This window comes from Priestia sp. TRM10, assembly GCF_057808375.1.
The window spans coordinates 836,639-849,666 of record NZ_JBJZOT010000015.1 but is presented as its reverse complement, the minus strand read 5'-3'; the positions used below and the strand labels follow the sequence as shown (position 1 = coordinate 849,666).

The 13,028-nt window shown below is 38.2% G+C and carries 13 protein-coding genes; all 13 read left to right on the top strand.

Features of this window, described 5'->3' with window-relative positions:
- Positions 1 to 228 precede the first annotated feature (228 nt).
- The 13 genes from trpE (at position 229) to ACK3CR_RS21000 (ending at position 13,025) form a co-directional block, all read left to right on the top strand.
- Positions 229 to 1,749 carry an anthranilate synthase component I gene (trpE, locus tag ACK3CR_RS21060; RefSeq protein ID WP_243518002.1) on the top strand — a complete coding sequence of 507 codons (1,521 nt, stop codon included), beginning with the start codon at positions 229 to 231 and terminating at the stop codon, positions 1,747 to 1,749.
- Positions 1,742 to 2,761, top strand: a complete 1,020-nt coding sequence (gene trpD, locus ACK3CR_RS21055; RefSeq protein WP_243518004.1) for an anthranilate phosphoribosyltransferase — start codon at positions 1,742 to 1,744, stop codon at positions 2,759 to 2,761. The genes trpE and trpD overlap by 8 nt, the downstream gene beginning before the upstream one ends.
- Entirely contained in the window at positions 2,754 to 3,521 is a 768-nt protein-coding gene (trpC, locus tag ACK3CR_RS21050; protein WP_243518006.1) for an indole-3-glycerol phosphate synthase TrpC, read from the top strand. Before trpD ends, trpC begins: the two co-directional genes overlap by 8 nt.
- Positions 3,511 to 4,137 carry a phosphoribosylanthranilate isomerase gene (locus tag ACK3CR_RS21045; protein ID WP_243518008.1) on the top strand — a complete coding sequence of 209 codons (627 nt, stop codon included), beginning with the start codon at positions 3,511 to 3,513 and terminating at the stop codon, positions 4,135 to 4,137. Before trpC ends, ACK3CR_RS21045 begins: the two co-directional genes overlap by 11 nt.
- Positions 4,127 to 5,359 (top strand): tryptophan synthase subunit beta, encoded by a 1,233-nt coding sequence (gene trpB, locus ACK3CR_RS21040; RefSeq protein ID WP_488976088.1) that lies wholly within the window; start codon positions 4,127 to 4,129, stop codon positions 5,357 to 5,359. The genes ACK3CR_RS21045 and trpB overlap by 11 nt, the downstream gene beginning before the upstream one ends.
- Complete coding sequence (gene trpA / locus ACK3CR_RS21035) at positions 5,325 to 6,143, top strand: tryptophan synthase subunit alpha (RefSeq protein ID WP_488976087.1); 819 nt, start codon at positions 5,325 to 5,327, stop codon at positions 6,141 to 6,143. The genes trpB and trpA overlap by 35 nt, the downstream gene beginning before the upstream one ends.
- A 5-nt stretch (positions 6,144 to 6,148) precedes the next feature.
- A complete protein-coding gene (hisC, locus tag ACK3CR_RS21030) occupies positions 6,149 to 7,252 on the top strand; it encodes a histidinol-phosphate transaminase (protein ID WP_243518014.1) in 1,104 nt (367 codons plus the stop codon).
- A 106-nt stretch (positions 7,253 to 7,358) separates the two neighbouring features.
- Positions 7,359 to 8,462: a prephenate dehydrogenase gene (locus tag ACK3CR_RS21025; RefSeq protein ID WP_328122310.1), complete on the top strand. Its 1,104-nt coding sequence runs from the start codon at positions 7,359 to 7,361 to the stop codon at positions 8,460 to 8,462.
- 29 nt (positions 8,463 to 8,491) lie between these two features.
- Complete coding sequence (gene aroA, locus ACK3CR_RS21020; protein ID WP_420851485.1) at positions 8,492 to 9,778, top strand: 3-phosphoshikimate 1-carboxyvinyltransferase; 1,287 nt, start codon at positions 8,492 to 8,494, stop codon at positions 9,776 to 9,778.
- 131 nt (positions 9,779 to 9,909) lie between these two features.
- On the top strand, positions 9,910 to 11,169 hold the full coding sequence (locus tag ACK3CR_RS21015; RefSeq protein WP_243518016.1) for a tetratricopeptide repeat protein: 1,260 nt from the start codon (positions 9,910 to 9,912) through the stop codon (positions 11,167 to 11,169).
- Positions 11,170 to 11,310: 141 nt separating this feature from the next.
- Positions 11,311 to 11,859, top strand: coding sequence for a ReoY family proteolytic degradation factor (locus tag ACK3CR_RS21010; RefSeq protein ID WP_019391694.1), 549 nt, complete (start codon positions 11,311 to 11,313; stop codon positions 11,857 to 11,859).
- An 85-nt stretch (positions 11,860 to 11,944) separates the two neighbouring features.
- A complete protein-coding gene (locus tag ACK3CR_RS21005) occupies positions 11,945 to 12,385 on the top strand; it encodes a DUF2487 family protein (protein ID WP_243518017.1) in 441 nt (146 codons plus the stop codon).
- 127 nt (positions 12,386 to 12,512) lie between these two features.
- Positions 12,513 to 13,025 (top strand): QcrA and Rieske domain-containing protein, encoded by a 513-nt coding sequence (locus ACK3CR_RS21000; protein WP_061801811.1) that lies wholly within the window; start codon positions 12,513 to 12,515, stop codon positions 13,023 to 13,025.
- The last annotated feature ends 3 nt before the right edge of the window (positions 13,026 to 13,028 follow it).

Below are 13,028 nucleotides of genomic sequence, written 5' to 3'. Positions count from 1 at the left end.
GAGTTTTAGAGAGTATAAGGAAACATTGTAGAGCTGAGTATAAGTGAATATAAACTAGGTAGATGAGACGAGTGTAGAGAGAGCAGAGCAGAGGTTAGAAGAGTAGTAGTATATTAAAATGTCTATTTGCCTAAAGTCTTATTTGACTTTGGGCTTTTTTATTATCCCTCTTATCATCACCCACCTCACTGTTCTCATTCTTCACTTACAATATGGAGGAATGAGCATATGAATACTAATTTTACTTCTTTTTTGCAAGCATCATTAAATTATCGAACAATCCCAATTACAAAAACATTTTTAATGGATAACGTTATGCCAGTTGATCTTTTTCAATGTCTCGGAGAAGAAGCGATTTATTTGCTTGAGAGCAGCGATGAGAGCTCACCATGGGCGAACTATTCATTTATTGGTCTTAATCCTTTTTTATATTTAAAAGAACAAAACGGCACTTTCTTTTTAGAACGATCAGATGGTACAAAAGTAAACACTTCTACTTGTTTAAATGAAGCATTTGAATTAGCAAAAAAATATGTGAAAGCGAAAATCCCAGATATGCCGCTTCCATTTAAGGGAGGAGCCGTCGGATTTTTAAGCTATGACTCTCTATCTCTTTTTGAAAAGGTTCCTGTTCATAAAGAAAATGATTTAGGAATGCCTGCTGTTCATTTTTCTTTTTGTGAAACGATTGCTGCTTATGATCACAAAAATAAGAAGATGACGCTTATTCACTATCTTCAAACACATGAAGAGCAAGATGAAGAAAAGTTAAAAGAGCTCTACGAGAACGGAGAAGCAAAAATTCGTTTCTATGTTGAAAAGCTTAAAAAGGACTGTCGCGCAGCGGAGCCAATCATTTTTTCAGCTGAGCGTAAAGAAGTTGATTTTAGCTCTGTTGAGTCTTCCTATACGAAAGAGAAGTTTGTAGAAGATGTTGAAAAATTAAAAGAATATATTCGAAGCGGCGATATTTTTCAAGGTGTTTTATCACAGCGCTTTAAATTGAAGACGGCTCTATCAGGATTGGAAATCTATCGCATTCTGCGTCTTGTTAATCCTTCACCATACTTGTTTTATATTAGGCTAGAAGATGCTGAAATTATCGGGAGTTCTCCAGAACGACTTATCCAAGTTGTGAACGGACACTTAGAAATTCACCCAATAGCAGGTACAAGGAGAAGAGGACGAACAGAAGAAGAAGAAGAAAAGTTGAAAAACGAAATGCTTCAAGATGAGAAAGAGCGTGCAGAACACTATATGCTCGTTGACTTAGCCCGAAACGACATTGGGCGCGTTGCTCGCTACGGAAGCGTTCAAACGCCAGTATTAATGGAAGTTGTTACATTCTCTCACGTTATGCACATGATTTCAAAAGTTACAGGAGAGCTTGATCATAAATATTCCCCAATTCAAGCACTTCTTGCTGCCTTTCCAGCTGGAACAGTATCAGGAGCTCCAAAGGTTAGAGCTATGCAAATCCTCAATGAAATGGAGCCTGTTGCACGAAATGTGTACGCAGGAACGGTCGCTTACATTGATTTTGATGGAAATATTGATTCATGTATTGCGATTCGCACGATTGTACTAAAAGATGAAAATGCATATGTTCAAGCAGGAGCTGGCGTTGTGTATGACTCAGTGCCTGAGCTTGAATATAAAGAAACTAAAAACAAAGCAAGCGCACTTATTCATACGATTAACGTAGCTGAAGAAATCTACGGAAAAGAAGGAGCGAAGTTGCATGTTTAAAGAATACCTAAAGAAATGTCTAAACGGTGGGTTTTTAACAGAAAGCGAAGCACAGCTTGTGATGGATGGCATTATGAAAGGAAATGTATCACAAAGTCAAGTTGCTAGCTTTTTAACAATCTTAACGTATCGAGGCGAAACGGTTGAAGAAATAACAGGTTTTGTTCGTGCACTTCGTGAGAACATGCGTCCTTTTTCAACTTCTTTTCACGATGCTGTTGATACGTGCGGAACAGGAGGAGATGGAGCTTCTACCTTTAATATTTCAACAGCAAGCGCCATTGCAGCTTCCGCTCTGGGGGTGAAAGTGGCAAAGCATGGCAATAGAGCTGTTTCCTCTAAAAGCGGAAGTGCTGATGTGCTTGAGTATCTCGGTATTGATATTGGGTTAACAGAAGAAGAAGCAAAAGAAAAATTAGACCACTATAATATGGCTTTTTTGTTCGCTCCTTTTTATCATCCGGCAATGAAAAATGTTGCTTCAACTCGTAAAGAGCTTGGGTTTCGGACTGTATTTAATGCTTTAGGGCCAATGGCAAACCCTGCTAATTGTTTAAAGCAAGTCATAGGGGTGTATTCTTTTGAACTTTCTCAAAAACTTGCTAAAGCGCTTCAAAAGCTTAATCCCCATCATGTTCTATTTGTAACAGGAAGGGATGGCCTTGATGAAATAAGCGCATGTGCGAAAACGGACATTGTCGAGCTGAAAGAAGGTCAAATTTCAACTTATACAATTGCACCTGAAGATTTTGGCTTACCACGTGGAATTCAAGAGGAAATTGTTGTAGAAACAGCGGAAGAGAGCGCTCGATTAATTCAAGATATTTTTGCCAACAAAGCGCCGACAACGGCCGTAAATGCGGTTGTTTTAAATACAGCAGCAGCTCTCTATGTAAGTGGCAAAGCATTGTCTATCGAAGAGGGAGTACGTATTACAGAGGAAGCGATTAAAAGTAAAACCGTTCAACAACATTTTAGACATATGACAAAAGAGGTGAATCTTCATGCTTGAGAAAATTTTACAAACAAAACGAGAAGAGCTAAAAGAAATACAGTTAGGACAGCAAGAGGATGTTCAAAAGATTTCATTTTATCAAGCGTTACAAAATAAAGCACGTCCTGTCTCATTGATCGCTGAAGTGAAAAAAGCTTCTCCTTCAAAAGGATTGATTAAAGAAAATTTCAATCCTGTCCAGATCGCAAAGCAATATGTGAAAGGAGGGGCAAATGCCTTATCTGTCTTAACAGATGAAACGTATTTTAAAGGTCATCATACGTATCTTACAAACATTAAGAAGGAAGTCTCCATTCCTGTTCTTCGAAAAGACTTTATTATCGATTCTCTTCAAGTAGAGCAAAGTGCTCGTATTGGAGCAGACGCTATTTTACTCATTGGTGAGGCAATGAGTCCAGAAAAACTGCATGAATTGTACTTACAGGCAAAGGAACTTCATTTAGATTGCTTAGTCGAAGTACATAGCAGAGAAGTACTTCAAGGCATTTTAACTATTTTTACACCAGAAATTATAGGAATCAACAACCGAAATTTGCACACCTTTCAAACAACGCTTCAGCAAACAGAGGAAATCAGTCAGTTTGTTCCTAAAGAAAGCCTCATGGTAAGTGAAAGTGGAATTTTTACTTATGAAGATGTGCAAACCGTAAAAAATGCGGGCGCAAATGCCATTCTTGTAGGTGAATCATTAATGCGTCAGGAAGATCAAACTACAGCTATTTATGATTTATTTGGTGAAGAAGTTTATGAAAATTAAGTATTGTGGAGTTAAGAATGATAGAGAATGGAAGCTTGTAACAGAAAGCATGTGTGATTATGTTGGGTTTATTTTTACTTCTAAGAGTAAACGTTATGTCTCACCAGAAGATGTTGGAAAATGGGCTGTTTCTTCTAAAAAAAGAGTAGGTGTTTTCGTAAATGAACAGTTAAGTATAATCGAAAAAGTAGTGAAAAAAGCAAAACTTGATGTTGTGCAATGTCATGGAGAAGAAACGAAGGAAGACCTTTTTCGCATAAAAGAGGCAACAGGGAAAGAAGTATGGAAAGCTTTACCTCATGATAGAGACACCGAAGAGAACATGATATTGTATAGCGAGGCTGTGGACGGATTTGTAATTGATACAAAAGTAAAAGGTTCGTTTGGCGGAACGGGAACGACATTTGACTGGAGCGTTGTTCCGAAATATACAAATAAAGCAGAGGGTTTGCAAAAACTGTGCTTTATCGCGGGAGGAATCCGCCCGGGAAATATTGAAGATCTTTTAACATATAGCCCACAAGCTGTTGATATTTCAAGTGGGATTGAAGAGAACGGAAAAAAAACAAAAACATTAATCAGTGAATTAGAAAGGAAGATGCACAATGAAATATAGCTATCCAGATAGTTTTGGCCGATTTGGAGAATATGGAGGGAAATATGTACCTGAAACATTAATGTACCCTCTTGAACAACTTGAAGAAGCATTAGATAAAGCAATGGAAGATGAAAATTTCAAAGAAGAATATGCGAATTTGTTAAAAGAATATTCAGGTCGCCCAACGGCTCTTACGTATGCAGATCAAGTGACTAAAAAGCTTGGTGGAGCTAAAATCTATTTAAAGCGTGAGGATTTAAATCATACAGGAGCACATAAAATTAATAATGCGCTTGGTCAAGCACTGCTTGCAAAGTATATGGGGAAAACAAAGCTTATTGCAGAGACAGGTGCAGGACAGCATGGCGTTGCTACCGCAACAGTTGCAGCTAAGTTTGGCATGGAATGTAAAGTGTTTATGGGTGAGGAAGACATTGAACGTCAAAAGCTGAACGTATTCAGAATGAAGCTTCTTGGCGCAGAAGTTATTCCCGTTTCTTCAGGAACAAAGACGCTGAAAGATGCGACAAGTGAAGCCATCCGTTTCTGGGTTTCACATTGTGAAGACCACTTTTATTTACTTGGCTCTGCAACAGGACCACACCCTTATCCCAAAATGGTTCGTGACTTTCAGAAGATTATCGGTATTGAAGCGAAAAAGCAATTTATGGAAAAAGAAGGGGGTTTGCCTCATACTGTGATTGCGTGTGTTGGAGGCGGAAGCAATGCAATTGGAATGTTCTACGACTTTATCGGTGATGAAGATGTTAAATTAATTGGAGTTGAAGCAGGTGGAAAAGGGCTTGATTCAGGTCTTCACTCAGCTAAGATGGCTCGTGGAAGCAAAGGAGTTTTACATGGCACACTCACAAACTTACTACAGGACGAGCACGGTCAGATTACAGAACCATATTCCATTTCAGCTGGGCTCGACTATCCTGGTGTTGGACCAGAACACGCACTGCTTTCAAGCATCAACAGAGTCGAATATAAAAGTGCAACAGATCGTGAAGCACTTGATGCATTTACGCTTTTAACTAAAACAGAAGGCATTATGCCTGCTATTGAATCATCACATGCGCTTGCTGAAGCTTTCAGGCTTGCTCCTTTAAAATCAAAGGATGAAACAATTCTTGTATGTTTATCAGGCCGTGGTGACAAAGATGTAAATTCACTAATTCGTTTATTAGAGGAGGAAATGGACAATGAGCACGTTCAAAGAGAGACTACCAAAGCATAAAAAATTATTTATTCCCTTTATTACAGCAGGAGATCCTACAGAAGAAGCGACAGTTGAGTTAGCATACAGTCTTCAGAAAGTAGGAGCTTCAGTGCTCGAACTTGGCGTTCCATACTCAGACCCTCTTGCAGATGGACCTGTGATTCAGGCCGCTTCAAGCAGAGCGTTAAAATCAGGAATGACTATTACAAAAGCGATCAAACTTGTATCAAAAATGAGAGAAAGAGGCGTTGAAATTCCGATTATCCTCTTTACCTATTTTAATCCTGTGTTACAATTGGGGTACAAAAACTTTTTCGCTTTAATGCGACAAAATCAAGTTGATGGTTTTCTTCTCCCAGATCTTCCATATGAAGAAAGTGAAGAGCTTCGTTCCCTATCAAAAGAGAATGAAGTAGCTCTTATTTCTATGGTTGCTCCAACATCCAAAGATCGCATTCAAAAAATCGCTGCATCTGCTGATGGATTTTTGTACTGCGTATCTTCTCTTGGTGTAACAGGTGTGCGAGATAAGCTTCCTGAAAATGTGCATGAATTCTTAGATGAAGTGAAACGATACGCAAAGGTTCCTGTAGCAGTTGGGTTTGGCATTTCTAAAGCAGACCAAGTGCAATTGCTTATTAATCATAGCGATGGAATTGTTATTGGAAGTGCACTTGTTCACAAAGTAGGAGAATTAGAAGATGCTTTAAAAGGGAGCAAAGAGGAGAAGAGAGATGCCTTAACAACTATTGAGAATTATATTGAAGAGATTATTTCTCCTATATCACTTTGTGAGGTGTAAAAAGCGTGGAAGTCAAAAAACAGCTTCTTTCACTAACTCCTTATAAGCCGGGAAAACCGATTGAGGAAGTGAAAAAAGAATTTGGATTAGAGAAAGTTATTAAACTAGCATCAAATGAGAACCCGTATGGTTCTTCACCGAAAGCTGTTGAAGCTATTAAACAGGAAGCTTTAAAGTTAACGCTTTATCCAGATGGCTATGCGAGCGAGCTTCGTACAGCAGTAGCAAACTTCTTGAATGTTAAAGAAACAGAGCTTTTGTTTGGAAATGGTTCAGATGAAGTAATTCAAATTCTTTGTCGTTCACTTTTAACAAAAGATACAAATACAGTGATGGCGACGCCTACCTTTTCTCAATACAAGCATAATGCCGTAATTGAGGGAGCTGAAATTCGAGAAGTCCCCCTTATTGACGGTCAGCATGATTTAGATAAAATGCTTGAATCTATTGATGATAAAACACGAATTGTGTGGATTTGCAGTCCAAATAATCCAACTGGAACGTATGTTAATAAAGATCGTTTGCACGCTTTTTTACAGCGCGTCCCAGAGACAACACTTGTAGCCATTGATGAAGCATACTATGAATATGCAACAGCATTGGACTATCCGGAAACTATTCCACTTTTAAGTCAGTATAAAAATTTAATTATCCTTCGTACGTTTTCAAAAGCTTACGGACTTGCGGCCCTTCGCGTCGGGTACGGAGTAGCGAATACGGAGCTTTTACAAAAAATCGAGCCTGCGCGCGAGCCTTTTAACACAAGTCGTTTAGCACAGGCAGCTGCTTGCGCTTCAATTGAAGATCAAGCATTTATCGAAGAATGCCGAGAGAAAAATACAAAAGGTCTTCAGCAATATTATGATTTCTGTGAAGAGCACAAGCTTTCTTATTATCCTTCAGAAACCAACTTTATTTTGATTGATTTTAAACAGTATGAAGGAGATGCTATTTTTAACTATCTTCTTCAAAAAGGTATTATCATTCGATCAGGAAATGCGCTTGGTTTCCCAACTTCTATTCGTATCACAGTTGGATCAGAAGAGGAGAATAAGGAAATCTTGGAACATCTTCATGCTTTCTTACAAGAATATGCAGTGCAAAGCTAACGTATAGAGATGAAAATGAAAGGCCAAGATGAGGCACACATAGACGTGGGCTTCATCTTGGCTTAAAATATAGGGACAAAGTTTTAGTATTAATGAGGTGGAAAACGTGACAAGAAATATTGCTGTCATTGGACTAGGGTTGATAGGTGGTTCACTTTCTTTAAACATAAGGGAAACGCAAGAAAGCGTACATATGATTGGATATGATATAAACAAAGATCAGCTTCACCTTGCCAAATCACTAGGTGTTATTGATGAGGAAGCTTCTTCTATTGAGTGTGCATGTGAAAAAGCAGACATTATTATTATTGCGGTTCCTGTTACACATGCTGTTGCCTTATGTGAGAAACTTGCTTCTTTAAAACTGAAAAAAGGCGTTATTATTACAGATGTCGGAAGCACAAAAACAAAAATCGTTGAGAAAGCGAACATTTTTGCACATCAAGACGTTCACTTTATTGGAGGGCATCCAATGGCTGGCTCTCACAAAAGTGGCGTAGCTGCTGCAAAGGTTCATTTGTTTGAAAATGCTTATTATATTTTAACTCCTTCTGAACATACGCCAGAGGAGAAGGTTAGCGAACTTAAACATCTTCTTCAAGGAACAAAGGCACAGCTTATCGAAATGACGCCTTCTGAGCATGATAGAGTAGCAGGAGTGATTAGTCATTTCCCTCATATTATTGCGGCAAGTCTTGTTCATCAAGCTAAAAAATATAAAAAGCAAAATGAGTTAACCTCAAAGCTTGCGGCAGGAGGCTTCCGAGATATTACGCGTATCGCTTCAAGCAGTCCTGTTATGTGGCGAGATATCTTAATTCATAATCAACAATCAATGCTTGAACTTTTTGATGAGTGGGCATTAGAGATGGAAGAAATTAAAGAAATGGTACGTTCGCTTGATGCAGAAGGAATTTTTAATTATTTCGAAGAAGCTAAAAATTTCCGAGATGGCCTTCCTGTAAAAGAAAAAGGAGCAATTCCTTCCTTTTATGATTTGTATGTGGACGTGCCGGACTATCCAGGGATTATTTCAGAAGTAACAGGCTACTTAGCGGAAGAAAGAATCAGTATTACAAATCTACGCATTTTAGAAACACGTGAAGATATTTATGGAGTTCTTCGCCTTAGTCTTCAAAAAGAAGAAGATCGTGAAAAGGCTAGAATATGTTTAGAGAGTCATGGATATGGAACATTTATTCCATCTTAAAATAGAAAAAAGGAGCAGGTGAATAAAAAATGACGAAAGTGTTGGAAAGTCAGAAAGTAAGTTTAAAAGGGGAAATTGCCATTCCTGGCGATAAATCAATCTCGCACAGAGCCGTAATGTTCGGCTCTATCGCAGAAGGAAAAACAACCGTTCATAACTTTTTAGAAGGAGAAGATTGCCTAAGCACAATTGAATGTTTTCGAGCGATGGGCGTTGAAATTACTCGTACAGAAGATGTTGTTGAAATCAACGGACGCGGTTTTAACGGTTTAAAAGAACCAAGTCAGCTTCTTGATGTTGGAAACTCTGGCACAACAACAAGACTTATTCTTGGTCTTCTAGCTGGAACAGACTTTCACAGCTGCCTTATTGGAGACGACTCGATTGCTAAACGTCCAATGGCTCGTGTAACTGTTCCGCTTCGCTTAATGGGAGCAAAAATTGATGGACGTGAAAATGGTCAATATACGCCGCTTGCTGTGCGTGGACATGCATTAAAGGGGATTACATATGAATCGCCTGTTGCAAGTGCTCAAATTAAATCCTCTATTCTTTTAGCAGGCATTAATGCAGAAGGAAAAACAACGGTAAAAGAACCTCATAAATCACGTGATCATACAGAAAGAATGCTTGGCGCTTTTGGAGTAGAAGTAGAAAGCGATGAAACGAGTGCTTCTGTTGAAGGTGGACAAACGTTAAAAGGAACAACAGTAAACGTTCCTGGTGACATTTCTTCTGCTGCATTTTTCCTTGTTGCAGGAGCGATTGTACCAAATAGTCGTATTCGCCTTCAAAACGTTGGATTGAATCCAACCCGTACAGGTATTGTTGATGTATTAGATATGATGAATGTTAAATACAAAATTGAAGCAGAGCGTGTTGAAAACGGAGAACCTGTTGGTGATTTCGTTGTAGAAACGTCTGATATTAAAGGAACAGAAATTAGTGGAGACTTAATTCCACGCCTTATTGATGAAATTCCGATTATTGCTCTTCTTGCAACACAAGCAGAAGGAGAGACAATCATTAAAGATGCAGCAGAGCTGCGTGTAAAAGAAACAGACCGTATTTCTACTGTTGCAACTGAACTAAATAAACTTGGAGCAGATATTACACCAACAGAAGACGGAATGATTATTAAAGGAGGCACTCCATTGCATGGAGGAAATGTTGATAGTCATGGTGACCATCGCATTGGTATGATGCTTGCTGTTGCATCTCTTATTACTTCTTCGAAAGTAGAGCTGGAGCGTCCAGAGGCAATTAGCGTTTCATACCCAACTTTCTTTGAACATTTAGCAAAACTGTCACGCTAACAGGAGAGAACCATTTCTGGTTCTCTCTTTCTATTGCTTAAAACCGAGTAGATTATTTGAAACATTTTTCATTGTCCTTTATCATGGAGTATACTAGATAAAAGTAAGAAGGATGTAAAAGGAGATTATATATGACAGAGCTTGAACAAGCTATAAAATATATTGAAAGCAATGAAGTTGAAAAAGGTTTAAAACTTATCAATGAAATAAAAGATGTTGTTGCAGATGACGAGAAGCTCCTCATTCTCGAATATTTTCAACAGTGGGGTCTTATTGATGAAGCGCTTGCAATGGCAGACAAGCTATTGGAGCTTTATCCAAACGAAGCAGAGCTTCTTGTTATTAAAGCAGAACTTTATATTGATGTAGAACAGGAAGAGAAAGCACTTGAAACATTAGAGAAGATTTCACACAGCCACCCGGTTTATGCTCAAGCCTTGCTTTTAATGGCTGATTTATATGAGATGCAAGGTCTTCCAGAAGTAGCAGAAGCTAAATTGCTTAATGCAAAAGAGCTTTTGCCTGATGAACCTGTCATCGACTTTGCGCTTGGCGAATTCTTTCTTAGTCAAGGAGAATTTAAAAATGCACAAAAGTACTATAAAAAACTGTTGAAGACAGAAGAGGACTTCAATGGAACAAACTTACATCATCGTTTAGCTGAATCACTTAGCGGTCTTGGTCAGTTTGAAGAAGCACTTCCACATTATGAGAAAGCACTTGAGGATAAGCTTGAAATTAATATTTTGTTTGAGTATGGAGTAACAGCTTATCAAGCAGGTCAGCATACAACAGCAATTGCAAGGCTAACAGAATTAAAAGAACTTGATCCACAGTATCATTCTGTATATCTTCCACTTGCTAAAGCATATGAGCAAGAAGAAATGTTAGCAGAAGCGCTTCAAACGGCAAAAGAAGGAATAAAAGATGATGAATTCAATAAAGAGCTTTGGTTTTATAGTGGAAAGATTGCTCTTAAACTTCAAAATGAGGAATGGGCAGAGAAAGCTTTCCGTGAAGCTTTAGCTCTTGATCCTGGCTATTTAGAAGCCCTCTTAACTCTTGCCAAACTCCTTCTACATCAAGAACGATTTGAAGATGTTATTGAGCACTATGAACATGCAAAAGAGTTTGGAGAGGACGATCCTCATTTTGAATGGGACCTTGCTAAAGCATACGAAGGTGCAGAAGAATACAAAAAAGCATTAAATGCTTACGAAGCTGCATATAGTTTCTTTAAAGAAGATATTTTATTCTTAGAAGACTACGGTATGTTTCTCATGGAGGAGGGAAAAAGAAGAGAAGCGCGCACCATGTTTGAAAAAATACTCTCAATTAACCCATCTGCAACAGACATACAAGAAATCTTATGGCAATTAGAAGATTTGTGAAGGGAAAAATCCTTGTAGTGTTGAAGTAATAGACAAAGCATTATACTACAATCACCCCGTTTTCTATCCTGTAGGAATGGGAACATAGAACACAAAGGAGAAAATCTCTATTGGTAAAAAAGAGGAGGGAAGTGAAAGTAGATGGCGATCCCAGTATCTATAGATGAAAAGAAAGAATTTATTCGCTGGTTTTTAACAAATTATCAACTAAAAAGACGTGAGTGCGTTTGGATTTTAAATTATTTAATGAGCCATGATCAACTAATGAAGAAAGTTCATTTTGTAGAGAAAGCTCAGTTTTGTCCTCGAGGATTAATTATGTCAACACATTGTGTTGACGATCCGTCATTTCGATTTTACAAAGAGAACGTGATGACAACAGATGCGGAAAAATCATTTCATGATATTCGTTTGAACAGGGATGAAGATATTTACATTCAGCTAAACTTTCGCTCATCGTATCTCTCACCACAGTATGTTGCTGTTTTAGAAGATAATCCTTACATTCCTAAAAACTTAGAAGTAAACGAAAAAGATCGGTTGCTTGCTGAAAAAATGTTAGACGATTCCATTAAGTCTTTCCATAAAGCAAAAATTATGGAACTCATCGATAAAGCTCTTGATGAAGGAGACAAAGAGGAATTTTATCGTCTAACAGACTACTTAAAAAAATATGAAGAAAGTCAATAAGAAATACGGAGAAAACCTTGTCAAGTGACGAGGTTTTTTCTATGCTTAATATAGTCGAAAATTAGAGAAGGAATTGGAGGGGGCAATGTTGAAATGGAATAGTAGTGATGTCGGAATTTATCTTGCTCAAAAGGAATACATTGATACAATTATCGTTCCGCTTCACGCCGTCAATTTTGTGGACGAAGTCAAGAAGAATGGGTTTTTATGGGAAATCATGATAGCGATTACAAATGAAATTGAGCACAGATTTAAAGGGAGAGTAATGTTATGTCCTCCTTTCACGTATCATAGTAAAGAGCCCTCAGTAACCGCGCGTCTCGAGCAATGGATTGAAGACTTCTATGATGGAGAAGCAAAGCATATTCTCTTTCTAACTAGTGATAAAGCGTGGCAACAAGAACAAGTGAAAGGATCGGTTGTTTTTGTCCCTTTTGAAATGCAAGAAACAGAGAAAGGAAAGAAAGAAGCAATCATGATTCAAGTTGAAAAGGTAACAAAAAGTCTTTTAGGGATGTGGAAGTAAAAAATGGCCTTTGATTAAGATGTCTATATCTAAATTAGTTAGAAAATTTAAAATATTTGATGTAAATTGTCGAAACGAGGCCTTTTTAGTAGAAAATGTTCCTTTAGAGGATTAGGGAGGGAAAGCGATGGAGGAAAGAGAGCATCGTGTGTCACGTCGTCAGTTTTTGACTTATACATTGACAGGTGTAGGAGGGTTCATGGCGGCTGGAATGCTAATGCCAATGGTTCGTTTTGCAGTTGATCCAGTTCTGAAAAAAGGGGCTGGCGAAGAAATGGTTGCTGTTGCACAAGTGAAGGAAATTACAACAACACCACAGCGGTTTGAGTTCACTATTGATCAAGTTGATGCATGGCATGAATCAGAAGAGCCAAGAACAGCGTGGGTATATAAGGACAGCAAAGGAGAGATTGTGGCTCTTTCCCCAATCTGTAAGCATCTCGGCTGTACAGTAAACTGGAATGGAGATAAGAAAAATCACCCAAACCGGTTTTTTTGTCCATGTCATAACGGACTTTATGAAAAAAGTGGAAAGAATGTGCCTGGTACTCCACCAATGGCACCGCTCGATCTTTTCCACATGGAAGTTAAAAAGGGAACTTTATATTTAGGCAATGTCAAACCACGGGGGGAAGTGTAGCGT